Annotated in this window: 26 protein-coding genes and 1 tRNA gene; 5 read left to right on the top strand and 22 right to left on the bottom strand. The window is 63.7% G+C overall.

What is annotated here, in order from left to right:
• Positions 1-42: 42 nt before the first annotated feature.
• The 12 genes from CH271_RS28720 to CH271_RS07255 all read right to left on the bottom strand — a co-directional run bounded on the left by CH271_RS28720 (position 43) and on the right by CH271_RS07255 (position 9,386).
• Positions 43-213 carry a hypothetical protein gene (locus CH271_RS28720; protein WP_179274597.1) on the bottom strand — a complete coding sequence of 57 codons (171 nt, stop codon included), beginning with the start codon at positions 211-213 and terminating at the stop codon, positions 43-45.
• Between the two features lie 58 nt (positions 214-271).
• On the bottom strand, positions 272-946 hold the full coding sequence (locus CH271_RS07310; protein ID WP_037191979.1) for a ScbR family autoregulator-binding transcription factor: 675 nt from the start codon (positions 944-946) through the stop codon (positions 272-274).
• Between the two features lie 189 nt (positions 947-1,135).
• The gene (locus tag CH271_RS07305) at positions 1,136-1,570 is read right to left on the bottom strand and encodes an effector binding domain-containing protein (protein ID WP_094633223.1); all 435 of its coding nucleotides are present in this window, start codon (positions 1,568-1,570) and stop codon (positions 1,136-1,138) included.
• Positions 1,570-2,022, bottom strand: coding sequence for a GyrI-like domain-containing protein (locus tag CH271_RS07300; protein WP_037191977.1), 453 nt, complete (start codon positions 2,020-2,022; stop codon positions 1,570-1,572). Before CH271_RS07300 ends, CH271_RS07305 begins: the two co-directional genes overlap by 1 nt.
• A gap of 384 nt (positions 2,023-2,406) precedes the next feature.
• Positions 2,407-3,291, bottom strand: a complete 885-nt coding sequence (locus CH271_RS07290; protein WP_143546013.1) for a glycosyltransferase family 2 protein — start codon at positions 3,289-3,291, stop codon at positions 2,407-2,409.
• Between the two features lie 145 nt (positions 3,292-3,436).
• A complete protein-coding gene (locus CH271_RS07285) occupies positions 3,437-4,081 on the bottom strand; it encodes an acyltransferase (RefSeq protein WP_256986298.1) in 645 nt (214 codons plus the stop codon).
• Positions 4,078-4,920: a glycosyltransferase family 2 protein gene (locus CH271_RS07280; RefSeq protein WP_052047768.1), complete on the bottom strand. Its 843-nt coding sequence runs from the start codon at positions 4,918-4,920 to the stop codon at positions 4,078-4,080. Before CH271_RS07280 ends, CH271_RS07285 begins: the two co-directional genes overlap by 4 nt.
• Before the next feature lie 351 nt (positions 4,921-5,271).
• Positions 5,272-5,344 (bottom strand) — tRNA-Ala (locus CH271_RS07275).
• 55 nt (positions 5,345-5,399) lie between these two features.
• Positions 5,400-6,269 (bottom strand): divisome protein SepX/GlpR, encoded by an 870-nt coding sequence (gene sepX, locus CH271_RS07270; protein ID WP_037191973.1) that lies wholly within the window; start codon positions 6,267-6,269, stop codon positions 5,400-5,402.
• Positions 6,270-6,419: 150 nt separating this feature from the next.
• A complete protein-coding gene (locus CH271_RS07265) occupies positions 6,420-7,067 on the bottom strand; it encodes a GNAT family N-acetyltransferase (RefSeq protein ID WP_037191969.1) in 648 nt (215 codons plus the stop codon).
• 72 nt (positions 7,068-7,139) lie between these two features.
• Entirely contained in the window at positions 7,140-8,399 is a 1,260-nt protein-coding gene (gene glp / locus CH271_RS07260) for a molybdotransferase-like divisome protein Glp (protein ID WP_032395737.1), read from the bottom strand.
• A 33-nt stretch (positions 8,400-8,432) separates the two neighbouring features.
• Complete coding sequence (locus CH271_RS07255; RefSeq protein WP_094633121.1) at positions 8,433-9,386, bottom strand: UTP--glucose-1-phosphate uridylyltransferase; 954 nt, start codon at positions 9,384-9,386, stop codon at positions 8,433-8,435.
• 107 nt (positions 9,387-9,493) lie between these two features.
• On the opposite strand from CH271_RS07255, the gene CH271_RS07250 reads away from it, so the two are divergent.
• The 4 genes from CH271_RS07250 to mscL all read left to right on the top strand — a co-directional run bounded on the left by CH271_RS07250 (position 9,494) and on the right by mscL (position 11,857).
• Positions 9,494-10,090, top strand: a complete 597-nt coding sequence (locus CH271_RS07250) for a 5-formyltetrahydrofolate cyclo-ligase (RefSeq protein ID WP_094633120.1) — start codon at positions 9,494-9,496, stop codon at positions 10,088-10,090.
• Positions 10,091-10,243: 153 nt separating this feature from the next.
• Positions 10,244-10,588, top strand: coding sequence for an FmdB family zinc ribbon protein (locus CH271_RS07245; RefSeq protein ID WP_037192233.1), 345 nt, complete (start codon positions 10,244-10,246; stop codon positions 10,586-10,588).
• A gap of 89 nt (positions 10,589-10,677) precedes the next feature.
• On the top strand, positions 10,678-11,340 hold the full coding sequence (locus CH271_RS07240) for an SAF domain-containing protein (RefSeq protein ID WP_094633119.1): 663 nt from the start codon (positions 10,678-10,680) through the stop codon (positions 11,338-11,340).
• A 43-nt stretch (positions 11,341-11,383) separates the two neighbouring features.
• Positions 11,384-11,857 carry a large conductance mechanosensitive channel protein MscL gene (mscL, locus tag CH271_RS07235; RefSeq protein WP_037191966.1) on the top strand — a complete coding sequence of 158 codons (474 nt, stop codon included), beginning with the start codon at positions 11,384-11,386 and terminating at the stop codon, positions 11,855-11,857.
• 99 nt (positions 11,858-11,956) lie between these two features.
• Here mscL and CH271_RS07230 read toward each other — a convergent pair whose 3' ends face one another.
• From CH271_RS07230 to CH271_RS07185, 10 genes are all read right to left on the bottom strand, one after another.
• On the bottom strand, positions 11,957-12,688 hold the full coding sequence (locus CH271_RS07230) for an MspA family porin (RefSeq protein WP_252341884.1): 732 nt from the start codon (positions 12,686-12,688) through the stop codon (positions 11,957-11,959).
• Between the two features lie 62 nt (positions 12,689-12,750).
• On the bottom strand, positions 12,751-13,419 hold the full coding sequence (locus CH271_RS07225; RefSeq protein WP_094633220.1) for an MspA family porin: 669 nt from the start codon (positions 13,417-13,419) through the stop codon (positions 12,751-12,753).
• Positions 13,420-13,817: 398 nt separating this feature from the next.
• A complete protein-coding gene (locus CH271_RS07220) occupies positions 13,818-14,246 on the bottom strand; it encodes a hypothetical protein (RefSeq protein WP_094633219.1) in 429 nt (142 codons plus the stop codon).
• Between the two features lie 172 nt (positions 14,247-14,418).
• Positions 14,419-15,093: an MspA family porin gene (locus CH271_RS07215; RefSeq protein WP_094633118.1), complete on the bottom strand. Its 675-nt coding sequence runs from the start codon at positions 15,091-15,093 to the stop codon at positions 14,419-14,421.
• A gap of 560 nt (positions 15,094-15,653) precedes the next feature.
• On the bottom strand, positions 15,654-15,857 hold the full coding sequence (locus tag CH271_RS07210) for a hypothetical protein (protein WP_037191960.1): 204 nt from the start codon (positions 15,855-15,857) through the stop codon (positions 15,654-15,656).
• An 8-nt stretch (positions 15,858-15,865) separates the two neighbouring features.
• Positions 15,866-16,363 (bottom strand): MogA/MoaB family molybdenum cofactor biosynthesis protein, encoded by a 498-nt coding sequence (locus CH271_RS07205; protein ID WP_037191958.1) that lies wholly within the window; start codon positions 16,361-16,363, stop codon positions 15,866-15,868.
• A gap of 89 nt (positions 16,364-16,452) precedes the next feature.
• The gene (locus tag CH271_RS07200; RefSeq protein ID WP_094633117.1) at positions 16,453-17,997 is read right to left on the bottom strand and encodes a S1C family serine protease; all 1,545 of its coding nucleotides are present in this window, start codon (positions 17,995-17,997) and stop codon (positions 16,453-16,455) included.
• A gap of 101 nt (positions 17,998-18,098) precedes the next feature.
• Entirely contained in the window at positions 18,099-19,550 is a 1,452-nt protein-coding gene (locus CH271_RS07195) for a HAMP domain-containing sensor histidine kinase (protein ID WP_094633116.1), read from the bottom strand.
• Positions 19,550-20,236, bottom strand: coding sequence for a response regulator transcription factor (locus CH271_RS07190; RefSeq protein WP_032395747.1), 687 nt, complete (start codon positions 20,234-20,236; stop codon positions 19,550-19,552). The genes CH271_RS07195 and CH271_RS07190 overlap by 1 nt, the downstream gene beginning before the upstream one ends.
• Positions 20,237-20,301: 65 nt before the next feature.
• Positions 20,302-20,916, bottom strand: coding sequence for a trimeric intracellular cation channel family protein (locus CH271_RS07185; RefSeq protein WP_094633115.1), 615 nt, complete (start codon positions 20,914-20,916; stop codon positions 20,302-20,304).
• A gap of 31 nt (positions 20,917-20,947) precedes the next feature.
• Here CH271_RS07185 and CH271_RS07180 point away from each other — a divergent pair, with 31 nt between their 5' ends.
• Complete coding sequence (locus tag CH271_RS07180; RefSeq protein WP_170945720.1) at positions 20,948-21,319, top strand: PASTA domain-containing protein; 372 nt, start codon at positions 20,948-20,950, stop codon at positions 21,317-21,319.
• Positions 21,320-21,343: the final 24 nt, after the last annotated feature.

Genomic DNA, 21,343 nt, shown 5'->3' with positions numbered 1-21,343 from the left:
CAGTTCGATTTCGACCCTACGCGGTGACGACCGGGAGGGTCGTCACAATCTTTGCGACATCTCGTCTCGGTAGTCGGCGATGGTGCGCTCGATGCGCGCAGCATCGTCGTCGGCTCCATGTTTGCGTGCGTCGTCCGCGCGCTGCTGCAGGGTGCCGATCGCCTTCCGGAGCTCGTTGTCCGACATCCGCGGTTGCTGCACTGCGTGTTCCATGTCACACAGTGTGCCCGGCAAACTCGGGTGCGGCAAGCACACCGAGATCACGACATCCTCAGACGGTGACGGATCCCGACGTGATGTTCTCGCGTACGAAACTGGACAGACTCCGCGCCGCGAATTCACGGAAGTAAGCGAGTTTGTCGGTGGGCACCAGCGAGGGTAGGACCGTGTTCCAGACCCTCTCCATGCGTGAGGGGGCATCCTCGAGGCGCGACTGCGCCTCGGACACCATCAGGACTCCGGCGAGCATCTCGCACACCAGCAATGCCGCATTGCCCGCGTCCAGATGGTCTGCGACGTCACCGTGCTCGATTGCCCGCTCGAAGAGATGCTCGAAGATGTTTCCCCAGGTGCCGAACACACTGCCGCGGGCGGTGTCGGATCCGTCGATCTCCATCTGCAACCGGTACATGACGCGAACCAAGGGGTCCGATGCCGCCAGTTCGAGTACCGAATACGAGATTCCGATGACGGACTCGAGGGCCGGGCTGCGACTGTCGACCAAGCCGGCGCATGCAGTGGACACGCGCTCGTGACCCTCGTCGACGATCGCACGGGCCAGCTCTTCCTTGGACGCGAAATGGAAGTACAGCGCACCCTTGGTCACACCGGACTGCGCTGACACCTGACTCAGCGTGGCATTTGCGTGCCCCACCTCGAGAAAGAGATCTGCTGCAGCGCGCAGTGCGGCCGCTCGTGTGGCTTCTGCCCTGAGTTGTCTCACCATGTTGGAACACCCCTGCTCTGTCGACCTTGCCATGACATCGACGCTCTGTACGCGCTGGCCATCCGTCGGCCGATCGAGGTGAACATCGAATTCACTTCGCCATATCGGACTGTCAGCGCTCGCCTATAGTAACCGGTTCGGTGGCGACTTTGTGATTCGAAAGTGACAATTACATGAAGAAGGGCTCGATTACAAAACGATTGAAATGAAAAGTTCCACTTCTCCAGTATTCGTAACGACTTCGACTTCCTCTTTGTAGGCGCGAAATATCGATCCGGACATGACGCACTCGTCGACCTGAGCCCACACGTCCTCGATCGGATCCGCCAGAGCGCCGCTGGGCACGAACACTGCGAACACGCCGGTCGGTACCGAGACGAACACATCCCCGACGGCGACGTCACCGGGCGAGTCCACCGAGACCGCGACAACCGCATTGACCGTGCCGTGCGGATCCGGGACGTACACCGTGCTCACCTGGGTTGCGTCGGTATGCTTCTCGCGCACCCGGTCTCGCAGAAAACGCATCCATTCGCTGCCGCTCGATTCCGCGCCGGGCTCCACGCGCGGAGCCACCAACCCACTGAACAGCTCTGCGCTGCGTGCCGTGACGCGGAAGGTCATCACGAACCGCCGGGCGCTGTGATCGCCAGATAGAGGTCGATCTTGTACGCGTGCGGATAGCACTCGTAATCGCCGGTGAACGATCGCACGATATCGCCCTGCTCTTCGGCATGATCGATCTGAGTCCACAATCGGGTGAGAACCTCGGGGAAATAGCCCACCGCAGAAAAACGCGCATATTTCGCCGCGGGCACTTTCGCAACCAGATGTCCGCGCGCAACTTGACCGAGCGAAGTACACAGATAACCGACTACCTGCGTATTGTACGAGCCGATACCGGGGGCGAAGTCGGTGTAAATGGAAGCGAGCGGACCGGAGGTCTCCTGATTGAGAACCGCGGACCACGCTTGATCGAGTGCCGGGTCGTTGAGGCGTCCCAGCGCCCGTTTGGGGCTGCGAACGGGAAGACCCGCGACCCACGTTTCAGCGAGGTCGACGATCTCGAACGACATTCACACTCCGTAGAGAAGTTGCAGGGGCAGATCCTGTGTTCGGAACCGGCCCGTTCACAATATCGCCCGTCAATCTACCGGCGCGACTGGTGGGTGGACCGTCAATCGGTCAACCATACTTCGCACCCGTTTCGATCCCCGCAACAGCCGCCGCCGACGGTTCCTCCTCCCGAGATCACGAGGTGGCGTCGGAGCCCCTCGACCGGCCTACCGCGTCGTACGTCCTACCGTGCACGTTCGATTTCAGCACAGATAACTCGTCCCGTGCCTGCAGTTGTCGAATACCCGACACCCGAAAACCGGTACCGACCATCGATCCCGCGAACGACCAGTTTCCGTGACCCCGTATTCCCCGAGGGACGAACCGGAGAATTGTCGATGAATTTATTTTCCGCGCGCCGCGGCAGCATAACTCTCGTCGCGAATGCTTGACAGATCGCCTACAGGTGTAGCGCCGACTTCGGAATGCGAGACCGGGAGAATTCGAGATTCGCACGAGGACAGAATTCGTGTCAATGGCCAATGCGCCGTGTGCAGAATCAGGTCCGAAATGAGCAATCTGCGCAACCAACCATTGGCCAGCCCATGATGGGCCCACGTGCGATACGAGCTCTGGACGTAGTGCCGGTACTCGAGCGGTGGCGTCAGCAGCCGGCGTCCGGACACCTTCACGCGCATCGGCTCGATCTGCGCGATCCGCAGATCTACCTTGTTCAGGCACAGCGACAGATCGATGTCCTCGTGCAGGTCGGTACGCAGACTCGTACGACCACGAACGGCTTCCCACGCAGATCGGCGGATCGCGAAATTGTTGCCCGATGCGGCAGAAACCCACTGCTCGGAAGGCCTGTTACGGACGGAACGGTCGACGAACGCCCGGTACGGTCGTGCCCACGGGGAGTCGTAGAGATAGATCGGCCCGGTGACTGCGACGTAGTCGAGTCGGCGATCGAAGAAGTCGAGTACCGAGTCGACCCAGCCGGCCTCGACCCGGGTATCGGCGTCGATGCGGCCGATGATCGACCCGGAAGCGTGATCGAAACCGGTGTTGCGTGCATGTACGACGCCGCGCTCGGACTCCCGCAGCAGAACCAACTGCGGAAGTCGCCGCGCGTATTCTGCGACGATGGCCGCGGTGTCGTCGGTCGAATTGTTGTCGACGACAATGATTTCGCGAATGCGTTCGCGCTGAACGAGCAATGCATCCAGGCATTCGCGCATATGAGCCGACTCGTCGAACGCAGGCACAACAATGGAAAGAGTATTCACAACGCCAACCCCTGACACATTTTTGGCAATCGTGTAGCTCGATTTCCTCACACGGTGAACGCATTTGATTTCGAGCCGCTGACGTTGACGATGCTACATCATTACTTCAAGAAAAGAACCCGTCGAATTATTCGGACTTTATGGATCAGAATTCAGAATTCGGCGGAAGTATCAATCTTTGCATTGCCTCCCGGTCACGAAAATCGGCGTTGTCCCCGATCCATTGCTCCGCTGCGGGAAGGTCGTTCAACTCTCGGCGACGACGCGCCGGAGAGCCGACGTACACACCGTCCGGTTCACAATCTCGCGTCACCAGCGAGTTCGCTCCGATGATGCATCCGGCACCGATGTGTACGCCCGGCATCACGACGACGCCGGACCCGATCCACGCCCCCGGACCGATCACCACCGACTCTCCCCGCAATGCGCCTGCGCGGTGACCCGACGGGCCGGTCTCGTGAGTACTGGTGAGAATGCGAACGTGATCCGCGATGAAGACATGATCCCCGATCACGATGTCGGCAACGGTGTCGAAGTAGCAGCCGAAGTTCACGAACACGCCGGTGCCCAACCGAACCGATGCCTGTCCTTGAATCATCGAACCGCCGTACATCAGGCACGGACCGGTTGTCCGCAGCCCCGCGGGCCGCATGACCGATGCGCGCAGCACAGCAGGCAGGAACGGCACATTCGCCAACGAGACGAAGGTCGCCTGACGCATCTGAGCCAGGGCCCAGCGGACGTCCGACGGGCTACGCATCCAGTCGCGGACACGCGCGCCGGCCGTCACGCGGCGGCTCGCATCCGTTCGTCGGACTCGGCACGATCGTCGACCGGCAATGCCCGGCACGGTACGGCTGCGAACAGTCGTGAGATCGGCCACCGCAGTGTGTGCATCAGCCAGTCCATGGCCACGATGCGACCGAGCTTGCGCGACGCGAGACCGTGCGCCTGGTACGAGCGGTAGCCCGCCAACGCATAGTGGACGTACTTCGCCGGCGATGTCGTCGCGCGCCGACCGGACACCGCGGCCTTCATCCACCCGTTCTGAGCAACAGGCAGACGCTCGGCGGCCAGGCACAGGCACAGGTCGATGTCTTCGTGCACGCAGGTTCGCTCACTGACCGCACCGCGAACCGCACGCCAGGCGGATGCGCGGATCGCGAAGTTGTTGCCCGATACCGCGAGGGCCGAGCGCACCGACGGCTCACGTCGTTCGGCGCGCGAGTGCATCCACGCCAGCGGTCGAGCCCAGGGAGATTCGTACAGAAACGTTCGGCCGCCGGTAGCGGCGACGGAGGAATGCTCGTCGAAGAAATCGACGATCGAGCGCGCCCACCCGGGTCGAACACGGGTATCGGCGTCGATTCGACCGATGATCGACGAGTCCACCAGGTCGAATCCGGTGTTGCGAGCATGGACCACGCCGCGATTGGGCTCGTGCACCAACACGACCTTGTTCGTCACCGCGCGAATGTTGTTCACCAGCTCGAGCGTGCCGTCGGTCGACCCGTTGTCCACGACGACGATGCTGTCGATAGCGTCGCCCTGATCGAGCAGCAGCGTCAAGCATTCGCCCAGATGGTCGACCTCATCGAGTACCGGAATTACCACACTGAGAGTGTTCATTTCGATCCCCTGACAAATTTCGACATTTCAATTCTGCACAGCAACGGCTTCGAACCTACGACATGTTCCGGTAATTGCCTAAAGATGTCCCCATTGCATATCCGCAGCTCACCGCCCTGAAAGATTCTGCAAGTCGGGTCGCGCCGCCCCAAGCAATCGAATCGAAGGTTTCGCGCGGCAATTCTGCAATCGGGGTTTATCGAGTCGCATCTTCTGGAATCGAATCCCGAACCGACCACCTAGTTCGGTCGATACAAATGCATTCAGAATTCACTTCGCGGTCACACTCGTCCCGCCGTTGCCGGACAACGAAAAAACCGCCACTCGGGTGAGTGACGGTCTTCGTGTGGGTGGAGCTGAGGGGAATCGAACCCCTGACCTTCTCGATGCGAACGAGACGCGCTACCAACTGCGCCACAGCCCCTTTGCCGTCGTGCCGACCGGCTGGGTAACTCTAGCAAAGCCGTTTCCGGCGTTGCCTACGCGCCCTGGGCTCTGCGCATGTCCCGGTCCTCGTCACGACGAGCCTGGAACGGCTCCTCGTAGTGATCGAGATGCTCGAATTCGGGATCCTCGTCGTCGATCTCGAGTACCACCGCGCCGGGGCGACGCAGACGTTGCGGGACGAGCTCGAGCTCGTCGTCGGTTTCCGACTCCACGCCGAGACGGGATCGACCCATCCGGGTGAGCCGACGCCTGCGCACCTCTTCCTCGATCTGCACCTGACGACGCAGGTAGTACAGGTAACCGGCCAGGACGGCGACGGACAGTCCACACAGCCACCAGATCGTCGGGGAGACGATGAAGGCCAGGGCCGCGGTGGTGATCGCCGCGAACACGAGCCCGAGAACTGCGCGCTGCCGAAATGCGTAGCGCGCGGCCCGGGCAATTGCGTCGGCCTCGGGATCGAAGCCGCCGCGACCGCGTCGGCGAGGAACGAAATCGTCGTCGACGACACCGGGTTCGTGCGCGGGCGAACTTCCACGCGGTGCATCCGTGTCCGGTGCCTCGCGATCGAGGTCGCTGTCTGCTGCGTGAGTGTCCATCGGGTCCTCCGCGGTACCGGGTAGATCGGGTGAGTCTGGACGAACAGTCGCAATCGTGGGGCCGAAGATCTCGCGGGCCGGCGCGGAGACTCGCAGGTCGTCCTCCGGTCGCCAGTCGGGATCACTGCGGTGGCCGGTCGCGGGGCCGCGCTGCTTTCGCTTCGTGCCACCCCGATGCAGCACGCGTGTGGCGAGCGCAGCGTCCGTCGTCTGCATGATCTGCGGACGCTTGGTCATCAGCATGGGCAGAAGAACGAAGAGCCAGACGGCCACGAGACCGATCCAGATGATCGAGTTCGGCATCGGCGTTGTTCTCCTCCCTTTCGGCGACGGCGACAGTGAAAGACGTTCTCAGGCTATGCGGAAGACGAACGAGAACCATGCAGACGCGCCGACCTGAATTACACTCCTGTCACTTTGACAACACGAGTGCCCGTGCCGCAGCAGCGGAAATCACGCCCACGCAGCCCGACCCGCGCGAACCAACCGATCGACGACGGTTCCCTGCACCTCACCCGAGGTGATCGCGACGAGCTTGTGATCACGCCATTCGCCGTCGACGTCGAGGTACTTGTAGAGCAGTCCTTCTTCGCGAAAACCGACGTTGCGCAGAACTGCCTGACTGGCAAGGTTCTCCGGTCGCACCGTCGCTTCGACACGATGGAGTCCGACGGGACCGAAGCAGTGATCGAGCCCGAGTGCCAGAGCCGCGGTCGCCACACCCTTGCCGTTGACCTCCTTGGACACCCAGTACCCGATCCACGCCGATCGGAGTGCTCCCCGCACGATGTTGCCGGTGGTGATCTGACCACAGAATTCGCCGTCGACCTCGATCACCAACGGCAGCATGTGTCCCTTGCGGGCCTCGGACTTGAGTCCCGAACACAGGCTGGGCCACGAGGAGATGTGATGGCGTGAGTTCCAGCTGCCTTCCCCGCTGGGTTCCCACGGTTCGAGGTGGGCGCGATCCGCTGTGCGGATCCGACTCCAGGCGGCCGCGTCGCGCATCCGTACCGGCCGCACGGTGACGGTTCCGCCGGCCACTCTCACTGGACCCAATTTCGCCGGCCAACCTGGGTGGCTCGACCACGTTCGCGGCATCCGTCGATGTTATGCGCTACGCGCAGTGGCGTGTTTATGCGCCCTCCGCGGCACTCGAACATGCCACTGGTGTCAGCCTCGTTGAGCGAGGAACGAGACCTTCACTTCTTCGCCGGTTCGGATTTCGGTGACCTCGGGATCGATGACGACCAGGCAGTTCGCCTCGGCGAGTGTCGCGAGCAGATGCGAGGACGATCCGGGTGCGCCGCCCAGTGCCTGAACCAGGTATTCGCCGGTTCCCTCGTCGCGCATGAGCTGGCCGCGAAGGAATCCCTTACGGTCCTCGATCGAGGTGATCGGCGCGACGGTTCGTGCGGTGACGGTCCGACGCATCGGCTGCCGTCGGCCCAGAGCGATACGAATCAGCGGACGCACCATGACCTCGAACACCACGAGCGCGCTGACGGGGTTGGCCGGCAACAGAAAGGTGGGTACTTCGTCGCGTCCGAGTTGACCGAAGCCCTGGACGGATCCGGGGTGCATGGCAACTCGCTCCACTTCCATGTCACCGAGCTCGCCGAGCGCCTCACGCACACCGTCCGATGCGCCGCCGCCCACTGCTCCGGCGATGACCACGATCTCGGATCGAATCAGCTGACCCTCGACCACCTCGCGCAGTCGCTTGGGATCGGTGCTGACGATCCCGACGCGGTTGACGTCGGCTCCGGCGTCGCGTGCTGCGGCGGCCAGCGCATAGGAGTTGACGTCGTACACCTGACCGGGCCCCGGGGTCCGGTCGGTGTCGACCAATTCGCCGCCCACGGAGATCACCGACAGCCGCGGCCGCGGATGCACCAGCACCTTGTCGCGCCCGACGGCTGCGAGCAGTCCGACCTGAGCTGCGCCGATGATCGTGCCTGCGCGAACCGCCACGTCACCGGGCTGCACGTCGTCGCCGATCTTTCGGACGTAGTCGCCCGAGCGCACCGGACGGAACACCTTGACGCGGGCGCGACCGCTGTCCGTTCGATCCAGCGGCAACACCGCGTCGGCCAGCGTGGGCAGCGGCGCGCCGGTGTCGACTCGCACTGCCTGACGCGGTTGCAGCCGGATGGGTTGACGCGACCCGGCGGACACCTCGCCGACGACGGGAAGCGTCAGATCGATGCGTTCGTCGTCCTCGTTGCGCAGGTCGGTGCCCGCGGCCGCCACATCGACGCTCCGTACCGCGTAGCCGTCGATCGCTGCCTGGTCGAAACCGGGAAGGGGACGCTCGGTGACCACTTCCTCTGCACACAGCAGGCCCTGTGCTTCCGAGATGGCGACCCGAACAGGCCGTGGAGCCACCGCCGCGGCGGTCACCCTGGTCTGCTGATCTTCGACCGAGCGCATCTGGCCCTTCCTCTATGGCATCGACCCGCGATGCTATTCGTACGTGGTCAGTTCCGGCGCCCAGCTGTCGCTCAAGCGTTCGTTCAGCCATTCGCGCAGCGCTGGGCCGTAGTCGTCACGTTGTAGAGCAAAGTCAACCGCAGCGCGCAGGTATCCCCCGGGATTTCCGAGGTCGTGTCTCGATCCGCGGTGCACCACCACGTGCACGGGATGGCCTTCTTCGATGAGCAACGCAATGGCGTCGGTGAGCTGAAGCTCACCGCCCGCACCGGGCTCGATCCGTCGCAGAGCGTCGAATATCGCGCGGTCGAGCAGGTAGCGGCCCGCCGCAGCAAGGTTGGACGGGGCGTCCTCCTGCTTGGGCTTTTCGACCATACCGGTGACCTTGAGGACGTTCGGGTTGACCGCGTCGGGCACGATCTCGACGGAGAAGACGCCGTAGGAGGAGACTTTGTCGTCGGGGACCTCGATGGCGCACAGCACCGAGCCACCGCGCTTGGCGCGCACGCGGGCCATGACGTCGAGCACACCGCGGGGCATCACCAGATCGTCGGGAAGCAGAACGGCAACGGAATCCTCGTCGTCGTCGAGGACTTCCTCGGCGCAGGCGACGGCATGCCCGAGTCCGAGCGGCTCGTGCTGAATGACCGACTGGACGTCGAGCAGACCGGGGGCGACCCGAACCTTCTCGAGCATCTCCAGCTTGCCGCTGGCTTCGAGCTTGTTCTCGAGGACGAGGTCCTCGACGAAGTGGGCGACGACGCCGTCCTTGCCCGGGGACGTGACGATCACGAGTCGCTGCGCGCCGGAATCTGCGGCTTCGCCTGCGACGAGCTCGATACCGGGAGTGTCGACCACCGGAAGCAGTTCTTTCGGAACGGTTTTCGTGGCCGGCAGGAACCGGGTACCCATGCCCGCTGCGGGAACGATGGCCGTGCGGAAGTGCACGGGCGTGGCGGCGGTCGTCGCTGTAACGGCTTCTGTCATGGTGCTCACCCTATCCATGGTTTCTGGTGATCTGCTCGCCGTGTGCTGCGTTTTACCCCCGAGTGCATATCGTTGAACGACGGCACAGGAAGGGAGGACGAATCGTTGTGAGCGTTCCCGAATTCACGGAGAACACGTCCAAGGATCGATGGCGGAAGCATGTTCTCGCCGAACGCCGACTGCTCGACGGTGCGCAACGCGCAATGGAATCCTCTGCACTCTGTCACGTCCTCGGCGAATTGGCGGCCGAACACCCGGTCGTGGCGGCATACGTTCCCGTCGGCCGGGAGCCCGGTTCCATCGAGATGCTCGACGCGATGGCCGCGGCCGGGTCGACCGTGCTGCTTCCGAGTGCGCACGAGCCCGGGCCGTTGCGCTGGGCTCGGTACGACGGACGCGAATCGTTGGTGACGGCCCCGTTCGGTTTGTTGGAACCATCGGGACCGACGCTCGATCCCGAGGCAGTGTCGGCGTGCACTCTGGTGCTGATCCCGGCGCTGGCCGTGGACCGGAGCGGAACCAGGTTGGGCCGAGGCGCGGGCTTCTACGACCGCACCCTCGACCTGTGCAGACCCGACGCCGTGCTGGTCGCGGTGGTGCGCGAGAGCGAAGTGGTCGATCGTCTACCCGCCGAGCCGCACGACCGACGGGTGACGCACGTGCTCACCGCGGGCGGCGGGCTCGTACGCTTGGGTACGGAATAACGCTAGGATTCGATTCGTTGGCACTCCTGACTGTAGAGTGCTAATGCTCTCCCCAGTTTCGACAGTTTCGACGAACAGACAAGACACCGGCGGTGTTCGGCCTCGGCCAGCAGAGTGGCGAATTTCCTCGGTGACCAGCGCGGAGGAAACACGATGCCCACTTACTCATACGCATGCACCGAGTGCGACAACCGCTTCGACATCGTTCAGTCCTTCACCGACGACACACTGACGGTGTGCCCCGCGTGCTCGGGCAAGCTTCGCAAGCTGTTCAACTCCGTCGGCATCGTCTTCAAGGGCAGTGGCTTCTACCGCACCGACAGCCGGGGTGGCTCGGGTACCGCCAGCGAAGGCGCGAGCGAGAAGAAGTCCGATGCTGCGGCCGCGAAATCGGACAGCAAGACCGACTCGAAGCCCGCCGAGAAGAAATCCTCGGATTCGTCGTCGTCGAGCAGCACCTCGTCGTCGTCGACCACGAAAGCTGCTGCCAGCCAGTAGCTTTCAGCTTCATCCACAGGCCGGGCCGTTATCCACAGCCCGGCCTTTTCGGTGCCCGAACCGGCACGGCCGCCGATAGCGTTTTCGCCATGGCTGCCGGCAAGAATCGACTCGACTCGACGCTGCTCGATCGCATCACCCTGCGTCCGGCGTGGGTCGGATCCACCACATTCAGACGGATCGCGGCCGGCGTGCTGGTCGCGGTCGCACTGGTGCTGTTCCTCGACGACGCTGCCGGCGACGACCGAGTCCGGGTGATCACCGCCGGACGCGACCTGACACCCGGCACCGTACTGACGCCGGCCGACGTCGTGGTTGCCGAGTGGGACCGGGCGAACGTCCCCGAGGGCGCACTCACCGAATCCGAAGCCGTGGAGGGCCAGACACTCACCGGACCCGTCCGAGCGGGCGAATTGCTCACCGACGTACGGCTACTCGGATCTCGGACCGCCACGACGGCTCTGGGGACCGAGGCCCGCGTCGTACCGGTGCATCTCGCCGACGCCGCGGTGACCGACCTGCTGCGGGAAGGCGACCGCGTCGACGTGTTGACGGTCGAGTCCCAGGAGGACCCGAACGCGGTGCCCGCAGCGCGGGTGCTGGCGTCGGGAGCGATGGTCGTGCTCGTGTCCGCCGACGCCGGTCGCAATCGGCAGCGCGACCGCGTCGTACTACTGGCTCTACCGACGAACGACGCGACGACAGTGGCAGCTGCCTCGTTGGTCAGCGCGCTCACGGTCACCCTGCACTAACGTTTCTCGAGACAGAACAAACCGAACGTTGGGAGAAGGGCTCATGCTGAAGGGCTTCAAGGACTTTCTACTGCGCGGCAATGTCGTGGACCTCGCAGTTGCCGTGGTCGTCGGCGCGGCATTCACGGCGATCGTCACCGCATTCACGACGAACGTCATCAATCCCCTCGTCGCTGCCCTCGGTGGCAGCAACGAATACGGATTCGGGTTTCAGATCACGTCGTCGCCGGAATCGTTCGTCAACGTCGGCGCAGTCATCACCGCGATCATCAATTTCGTCATCATCGCGGCGGTCGTCTACTTCGTACTCATTCTCCCGGTGAACACCGCGAAGAAGCGCTTCGTCAGCCAGCCGGAGAAGGAACTGAGCGACGTCGACGTGCTGGTACAGATTCGCGACATCCTCGCAGGGGGAACCGCGGCCGGACAGAAGCTTTCGACCGCAGCCGACACCACGGGCGGTAGCGGCGAGGCAATGGACGCAGCCCCGGATCTCGGTAAGCATTCCAAGGACTGACACCGGCCTGCCTTCGACGAATGAATGCGCCATTCACGCTGTCTGACAGCGTGAATGGCGCATTCATTCGTTACGGGGTGCCGAATTTCGGCGGTGGCATCAACCGATGCTGAACGGCTGTCCCCACAGGGTGGTGGACGCCGTGACGGCATCGTTCTCGATGGTGACCTTCACGTACGAACGGGCCTCTGCGTAACCGGCGCATCCAGCGACGCTCAGGGTTTCGTCGGCGTAGGTGTAGCCGCCGCCGTTACCGTCGAACGAGAAGTCGTTCGATACCTCGGTCGCGACCGTGACGCCGTCGATCTCGGCGGACTTCTCGTCGGCCACGAGCTTGACGTCGTTGAACTGGCCGGGGGCGAGATTCAGCTCGACGCCTGCACCGATGTCGTAGGTGTTCGGCTGAGTGCGGTTGATCGTCAGTGAGCTCAGGTCGCCCGGCTCCAGGCCGATGGTGTTGCCCTGGCCGAAGGACGCGTTTCCGTCGGCACCGATCGCGGCGCTGAAATCCACCTGGCAGCCGACCAGGAAGCCCGGCTCGATGGATCCGCCACTGGCATTGGACGTCTCGACGGTGTAGTTACCGGTGACCCACACGTTGCGCTGGGTGGGCGTGGCACCCATCGACGGCGAGATCAGCGCACTCTGGCCGAATCCCTTGACGGTGACGGTGGTTCCGTCGATCAACGTCTTGCTGATCTCGTTGTCCTGCAGTGGAACGAAGGTGTCGGCGTTGGCCGCTCCGGCGGACAGGAACCCGATGGCGACGGCGCCGACGGCTCCCGCTGCAGCGATCTGGAATCCACGCCGCATGGTGGTGGTGTTCTGCATAGATACCCCTTTTGGGAAAGTGAAACGCGCTCTAGGCGAGGGTGAGTGAAGTGGTGGGATGTTCAGCCGAGGCTGAACGGCTGGCCGTAGAGCGTGCCCTTGTAGCGGTAGTTGCCGGTGAGTTCGAGTGTGGTGTACGAGCGAGCCTGCGCGTAGCCGCCGCAGTTCTCGACGGAGATTCCGACGTCCTGGTACTGGATTGCGGTGAACGGGCCCTTGACGTCCTTGCTGCCGAGCTCGACCTGCGCCACTTCCTTGTCCTTGATGGGGACGTTGACTCCGACGCCGCCCTCGAACTTGTTGGTGGTCTCGCCTTCTCCGCCGATGAGGAACGGGATGGGGAACAGCGTGATGATGTTGGTGTTGCCACCTTCGATACCGAAGCCCGCGTTCATGTCCAGGCTCAGATCGTCCATGTCGAGCTGGCAACCGACGAGGTAGCCGGTCTTCAGAGTTCCGGTCACGCCCTCGGGAACGTCGGCGGTAGCGGTGCCGGTGACCCAGCCGTTTCGGTTGAGAGGATTGTTCGCGATCGCGGGCGAGATGACAGCCGATTCGTCGACGTGCGAGATCTTGTACGGCCCCGCAACCTTCTCACCGTTCGGCAATGGAACGAACGTATCGGCGTTGGCTGCGCCGACCGAGAGCATTCCGATGGCAACGGCCGACGCCGCGCTCACTGCTGCGATTCGACTTACCTTGCGCAGCACGGAGTGACGAATATTGTTCATGATTCCCCTCATATGACCGGCCGATGCCCCGTCCGACGGCCGGACCGATCGGGAGACATCTTTTCTCGCAGAAGAATACTGTACAAATCGGCACGAAGCATCCACAACGGACGCAATACCGATGCATGTTTCGGCAGCTCACAGATACTTTCCCTGCTTGCGCTACCCAAACAGCGCCTGCGCTCGCAACCTGGCGTCCGTACTCGAATCGATCGCTCGAATTGTGCTGACACAAAGCAAGGAAAAGACACCCGAAATGCACAATGCATGCAACAAAACGAATCGAGTACCGACGTCGGCATGATCCGACGATCTTTTCCACACACCATTCGTTCGACCGACACGACGATGCCCTGCAATCCGTGGATTGCAGGGCATCGTCGACTATTTTCCTCGAACTAGAACTTCAACAGCGGAAACTCGTCGAGCGTGACGACGGTGCCATCCGCTTCACACGCCGAGGCAACGGCATTCGAATTGTCGACGAATTTCTGGCCGGATTCACTGTCCGGCTCGGACAGCTCGAGCGAATCGCTGGGCAGATCGGCCACCAGGGTCGTCAGAGCATTCTTGACCTCGCCTGTCGCCTGCTCCGACTGAGTGGCGAATTCACTCAGCGACGCGGCCTTGTCCGCGGTCCACTTCTCGACACCGGCTTGATCGGTGGGAACGGCTTCGACGGTGGCGACAAAGGCATTGTGCGACGTCGCAAAGGCCGTGCAGGTATCGGCATTCTCCCCCGATGCTGCATCCGAGGATTCGCTACTGCAGCCGGCCAGAAGTAGAAATGCCGCGCAGGCGGCGGCAGAGAGGGCTTTCGTTTTCATTGTCGGTCCCCCGGACCCCTTCTCGCAGGCAGTACCGAGGCACTGTCCTGCGGTGTCGATTCGTTCGGTTCTGCTGGTACACAGCAATCAGGCCCGCCCGGGATACCCGGGCGGGCCCAATCGATTTCGGCTAGGTCAGCCGAAGGTGCTGCTGTTGATCAACCGATCGAGATCAGTTGAAGGTCCACGGGACGCCGTACGTGACAGCAACGTCACCGGTGGAGCTGGTGACGGAGACGTACGGACGAACGCGGACGTTACCGAGGATGCCGGTAGCGGTGCCGTGAGCGTTCGCGATCTGGATGGTGCCCGAAGCACCTTCGGCGTCGCCCTCGGTGCCCTGGACGTTGCCCGAAGCAGCAGTCGCGTCGACGATGCCGGGTCCGGGAGCGATCTCGGTCTCGAAGCCGAGCGACGGAACGATGCTTCCGATGTCGGCACTGACCGAGCCATCCGAGCTGATGCTCGGCTCGATGGTAGGTGTGGAGTACGAGAACGTGATCTTGCCACCGAGGCTGGCCGGGTAGCCGACCTGGTAGCCGATGGCGACGGTGCCCTCGAAGTCGTCGGCGTCGGGACCGGTGACGGTCCAGCCTGCGACACCGTTGGCGAACCACTCACGGGTGAGCGGGTTGCCGTCGAGCGGCGAGACGCTGTTGATGAAGGTGTCGGACAGCGAGACGGTGATGACGTTGCCGTTGGCATCGACGACCGTGTTGGTGCTGTCCACTGCAGCGGACGCGGTTCCGGTACCGAGTACCAGACCGACGACCGACGCGCCGGCGACAACCGCAGCGCTCATGGACTTGAGTCCCCGGCTACGCCGCGACTTCTGGATCTCCGTCATTTATTCCTCATCATGTTCAGTCCCAGCACGGTGTCGCACAGGGAAGCTTGTGGCTTTCACCCTCGAACTGGATCGCCTGCATCAGTGCAGACGGGCCCGAGCCGGATGCGACCGTTTCGGCCTCATCCTGTTGTTCAGTTCCGAGATGAAGGGCGCGGTACCGGTTGGTCCCACGCCCTCCCTTGGAAGCTGAGGGGAACATTAGAGGAGATGCCGGATCGTGACAATCCCTACGTTTGCGACCGGAATGTTGCCGCGGCGTGATGTGTTTCCGCCGCGTGAACAAGTTTCACATCGATGTTAGCGATAACCCGCGTCACAGCATCTCTCGCGAGGGCCGAACCGTTACAGATGCCGCACACGCGTACACCGCCCTTGATGTGGGACAACTCCGCGCCGGGCATGCCCCGATCGACCGGTTCGCCCGTTCTGCACCACACTCGACTCGGCCCGTTTCGGGCGTCACGGGTGGGTCTACTGCCGAGTAGCTCGCTAACGGCAGGTAAACGAGTAACTAACAGACCTGTCATTCCGGCCCGATAAATGTGTCGTGGATCACATCAGAAGTAATGAGGTGGTCGCTGTTGCTTCAACCATTCGTCCGAGGATGGGCCGCCGGATTCGGTGCCTGCACCGTCTCCTCGCTCGTCTCCGGTCGTCTCCGGCAGAACCTCGCCGAAGATGCGAGCGAGCCGGGCCCGTTCTGCTCGGGCCCGGCTCGCATCGTCTTCGGCCGATCGATCGTCGTTCGGCTCGTTGCTCATCGGTATCGCTATGCGTCCAATCCGGACAGCTCGGCGATGACCTGACTCGCCAGTGGCGTCAGCGTTGCCATCCCGTCGCGAATCGCAGCCCGCGACGAGGCCAGATTCACCACCAGGGTGCTTCCGGACACCCCGACCAGCCCACGGGACAGACCTGCGTCCAGCGAACCGGCCGCGAGTCCCGACGATCGCAGAGCCTCGCTGATACCCGGAATCTCGCGGTCGAGCACCTCCGCGGTGACGTCCGGGGTGACGTCGCGCGGCGAGACGCCGGTGCCACCGATGGAGACCACCAGATCGACACCGCCGATCACCGCAGTGTTGAGTGCGTTCCGCACGTCCACTTCGTCCGCCGTCACGGCGACGACGCCATCGACGAGGAAACCTGCCTCGGTCAGCAGTTCCGTGACGAGCGGGCCCTTCGAGTCCTTCTCGGTACTGTGCGCTGTTCGGTCGTCCACGATGACGACCAACGCGCGCCCTGCCAGTGGTGCGTCGAGTTCCATACCGCTCACCGTAGTAGTAAGGCCTCCACCCGGCTCACGCTGTGCATAAATCGTTGCAACCGTCCCGTGCCTGCCCGCTTCCCGCAACATCAGCGACCGCCCGGGAACGACGGGACCTGGAACGGCAGTTGCTGTTCCTGCTGTTGCGTCTGAGTCTGCTGCTGGGCCGCAGCAGGCTCGGCGGTACCGAGCGTCACAGTCGCCGTCTTCTCGCTGCCGCCGTCGGTGTAGGTGACGGTGACGGAATCACCCGGAGCGTGCGAGCGCACTGCCGCGATCAACGCGTCGCCGCTCGCGACGATGCGATCGTCGAGCTTGGTGATCACCGCGCCTTTGGGGATGCCTGCCGATGCCGCCGGGCCTCCCTCGGTGACCTCGACGACGGTTGCGCCGTTGGCGTCGTCCTGCGACGGCACCTGCACCCCGATCATGGCCTGGGTGGCCTTGCCGGTGGTGGTCAGCTCGTCGGCGATGCGTTTCGCCTGATCCACCGGGATGGCGAACCCGAGCCCGATCGATCCGCTCTGGGCTCCGGATCCCTCGCTGCCGCCGAGAGTGGCGATCGCGGTGTTGATTCCGATCAGCTGTCCGTCGGTGTTGACGAGCGCACCTCCGGAGTTGCCCGGGTTGATCGCAGCGTCGGTCTGGATGGCGTCGATCACCGAGTTCTGATTGCCGGACTCACCCGACGTGGAGACCGGCCGGTTGAGCGAGGACACGATGCCGGTGGTGACGGTGCCCGCCAAGCCGAGCGGGGAGCCGATCGCGACAACCTGCTGACCCACTTCGAGGTTCGACGACGATCCGAGTTCGATCGGCGTGAGGTTCGTCTTGCCCTCGGCCTTGATGACGGCCATGTCCGAGACCGAGTCGGCACCGACGATCGTCGCGTCGGCGACCGAGCCGTCGGCGAATGCGACGGTGAGTTTGCCGTTGGCACCCGCGCCCGTCGCGACGTGGTTGTTGGTGAGGATCAAGCCGTCGCTGCTGAGAATGACGCCCGAGCCCTCACCTTCCTCCTGCGAACCCTTCACCTGAATCTGCACGACGCTCGGCAGCACCTTGTTCGCCACCGCCTGAACCGAGCCGTCGGGGAAGTTGGCGGCAGGCTGAGCAGCGGTGACCGTGGAGTTCAACGAGTTGGTCACTCCTCCACCGTTGCCGTTGGCGTTGTTGGTGGCGATGGCACCGACTGCGCCGCCGATTCCGCCACCGACCAGAACGAGTGCGATGGCACCGGCCACCAGCGCCGAACGACCCGGGCGGGTCTTGACCGCACCCGGAGCAGAGTTCGATTGCGGCGCAACGTGTTGCGGCTGGGCGTGGGTGTGCTGGGCGGTCTGCGGGTCGCCCTGCTGACCGTACGGCCCGTAGCCGGGCTGATACGGCCCCTGCCCGTAGCCGGCGTACTGCTGCGGGTACCCCTGCTGCGGGGGCTGCGCCCCTGCGTTGTGGGGTGGAGTCTGCTGGGACAGGAACTGCTGCGTCGGGTGCTGGTGAGTGGAATCCTGCTGAGGCGAATGCTGCTGGGCCGAGTAGTTCTGTTCGTCGCCGCGCGAAGCCCGGTCCGACGGATGCTGCTCGCCGCCGGCACCCTGTCCGGTCTGTTCGGATTCGTTACGGTCGTCGCTCATCGTTGCTGCTTCCTTCAGTAGAGACCTCGTCGTAGAGGTCCGCCCGCCTTCTTGCTACTCACTGTGCAGGGCGGTACTGAGAGAGCGCTGAGATCCGGCTATCAGTTTGCCGAGAGTGTCCCGGGATCGGGAGCACCTTCGCCGGGCAACACGATTCGTATCAGCGCGCCGCCCCGCTCGGACACCTCGACCCCGATGGTCCCGCCGTGCTTGACGACCACCTGTCGCACGATGGCAAGTCCCAGACCGGATCCGGGCATCGAACGCGACGCCGTCGAGCGATAGAAGCGCTCGAACACCAGCTCGCGATCCTCCTCGGGAATACCGGGCCCAGCGTCGTCCACCGTCAGCTCCAGCAGACCATCGCCGATCTGCCGCATCGCGATTCGAACCTCACCACCGCTCGGACTCCATTTGGCCGCGTTGTCGAGCACATTCAGCACGGCCCGCGAGAGTCCCGCTTGATCGCCGTAGACGAACCACGGCATCAACGTCGCATCGAAGTCGATTTCGTTGCGACGGCGGCGTGCTCGCTCGAGACTGCGTTCGACTGCGTCGGCCAGGTCGACTCGCTCGAACACCGTCTCCGGTGCATCCTCTCGCGCGAGATCGACCAAATCGCCCACCAGAGTGGACAATTCCTGAATCTGCGCCACCACGTCGGTCCGCAGCTCGGCCATGTCCTCGTCCGGGATGGACGGCGCTCCGGGGCGTCCCGCCGCGATCAGCAACTCCATGTTGGTCCGCAGCGAGGTCAACGGGGTCCGAAGCTCGTGGCCCGCATCGGCGACCAATCTGCTCTGCCTGCCACGAGATTCGGCCAGTGCGCGGAGCATGGTGTTGAAACTCTCGGTCAGACGTGCCAATTCGTCGTCACCGGTCACCGGGATCGGCGTCAGGTCATCGGTGCGTGCCACCCGTTCCGCTGCTGCCGTCAGTCGGGCGATCGGGCGTAAACCGGTGCGTCCCACGGCCATACCTGCTCCGGCCGCCAGTAGCACTCCGCAGGCACCGACGATCAACAGCACCCACGCCAGACGGTCGAGCACTTCCCCGGTCGGCAGCAGTCTCTGTGCGACGACGAGGGTGCTGCCGTCCTCGGTGCGCAGTGCGAGCACCCGCTGATCGTCGAGCGTGCGCAGCGACGATTCCTGTTCCCCTCTCACGACAGCGAGTTCGGCATCGCCGATCGGCACCTTGGGCCCGGGAGGGTTGTAGCTGGACATGTCCGGATAGATCAGCGCCACGCTCACATCGGTGCTGTACAGCGTGGCTCCGGCCACGAAGCGTGGGTCATAGGACACCAGACTGGACTCAGCCAAAGCCGAGGCACGAGAACGCAATTGAGTGTCCACATCGCCGTACAGTGCTCGCGAGACCACCGTGTACGCGGCAATGGCCATGACCGCCACCGCAATTGCGACCACGGAGGCCGCGAGCAACGTCACCCGCCACCGCAGCGACACCGACCGGGTCAGGGGCATCGGTGGTCGCATCGCCGTCGGCGAGGAGCCGACACCGTCGGCCGACTTGCGCCCGAACGACGCGACCATCACGGGGGCGTCTCGCGCAGGACGTACCCCACACCGCGAACGGTGTGGATCAGCCGCGACTCCCCCTCCGCCTCGGTCTTGCGCCGCAGGTACCCGACGTACACCTCGAGCGCGTTGCCCGACGTCGGGAAGTCGTAACCCCAGACCTCCTCGAGGATGCGACTTCTGGTGAGCACTCGGCGCGGATTGGTCATCAGCATCTCGAGCAACGAGAATTCGGTCCGGGTGAGGCTGATCGAGCGTTCGGCGCGCGAGACCTCACGGGTGACCGGGTCCAACGAGAGGTCCGCGAACGTCATGGTCTCCGAGTCGATGCCCGCTTCCATCGCGGTACGACGAAGCAACGCGCGCAAGCGAGCCAGCAGCTCCTCGAGCGCGAACGGCTTGGGCAGATAATCGTCGGCACCGGCATCGAGGCCGGCGACGCGCTCGGACACCGAGTCCCGTGCCGTCAACACCAGAATCGGCAGGTCGTCACCGACACTGCGCAATCGACGACACACTTCGAGGCCGTCGAGGCGAGGCATCATCACGTCGAGAACCAGGGCGTCGGGACGCGCCGCAGCCACCTGCTCGAGCGCGTCGAGCCCGTCGACCGCCAGGTCCACGGTGTACCCGTTGAACGTCAGCGACCTGCGCAGCGACTCACGCACCGCTCGATCGTCGTCGACCACCAATATCCGCATCCGTACAGTTTGTCCTGGTCGACTGAGATATGTCTGAGAGGGGTACCTACTCCACCTGCGGCGGGCTAATGCGTCGGCAGATTGCGGGCCAGCGGCAGATTCCATTTCCGCCACAGCGCGAGCAGACGCAACCCCGTCGCGAGCACTGTTCCGACCACCAGACCCACGTTCTCCGGCAGCATCAGAGAATCGGCCAACACGACGGCCGTCGCACCGAGCAACGCGGGGAGGGCATACAGGTCCCGGTGCAGCAGCAGAGGGACCTCATTGACCAGCACGTCCCGAATAACACCGCCGGCCACCGCCGTCGTCGTTCCGATCAGAGCTCCCGCCAACGCGCTACCACCGGAAGCCAGAGCGATCGTCGCACCGGTCGAGGCGAACAGTCCCATCCCGAACGCGTCGAGCACCAGCACTCCGCGTCGCACCTTGCCCATCTGTCGGTGCGCAACGAACACCACCAGCGAGGCGAGAAAGCCGACGGTGAGATTCGGCCACGTGTCCAGAGACGTCGGCGGGTGGATGCCGAGCAGCAGATCACGAATGATGCCGCCGCCGATGCCCGTCGTGATTCCGACGACGCACACCCCGAACAGATCCAGCCGGCGGTGCACTCCGACCAACGCGCCCGAGGCCGCGAAGACCGCGATACCGATGAGTCCGAGCACGTCGAGAAGCATCGGAACAGCATGTCACGGGGCTGACAGGGGTTTGACAGCAACATCCGACCGCTGCCACAGCATCGGCGAGCAACCTCGAGACATCACCGATCACGACACCGAGGAGCACATCATGCGCAGTGGATTCAAGAAGTCGATCGCAGCCGTCGCAGCTGCCGCCGCACTCACGCTGGGCGGTGGAGCCGTCGCCAACGCGTCGACCACCGACAACCTGATCAAGATCCCGGACGTGTACGACATGACAGCGACCGCTGCCGAACAGACCCTGGAGGATCTGGGATTCACGACCGTCAACATCAAGGGATCCGACACCGACGGAACCGCAATCGGAACCAATTACCAGAAGGGCGTCGAGGTCGACAAGAACGCCGCAATTCTCGTGATCACCGGGACCGTTCGTTAGCTCGGCCCCACGGCCCCGTCGTCG

Origin of the sequence: Rhodococcus sp. 05-340-2, from assembly GCF_002258915.1 — a bacterium.
Taxonomy (GTDB): Bacteria; Actinomycetota; Actinomycetes; order Mycobacteriales; family Mycobacteriaceae; genus Rhodococcoides.
Note: the sequence above shows the minus strand (reverse complement) of the source record. Positions and strands in the feature narration are given on the sequence as shown.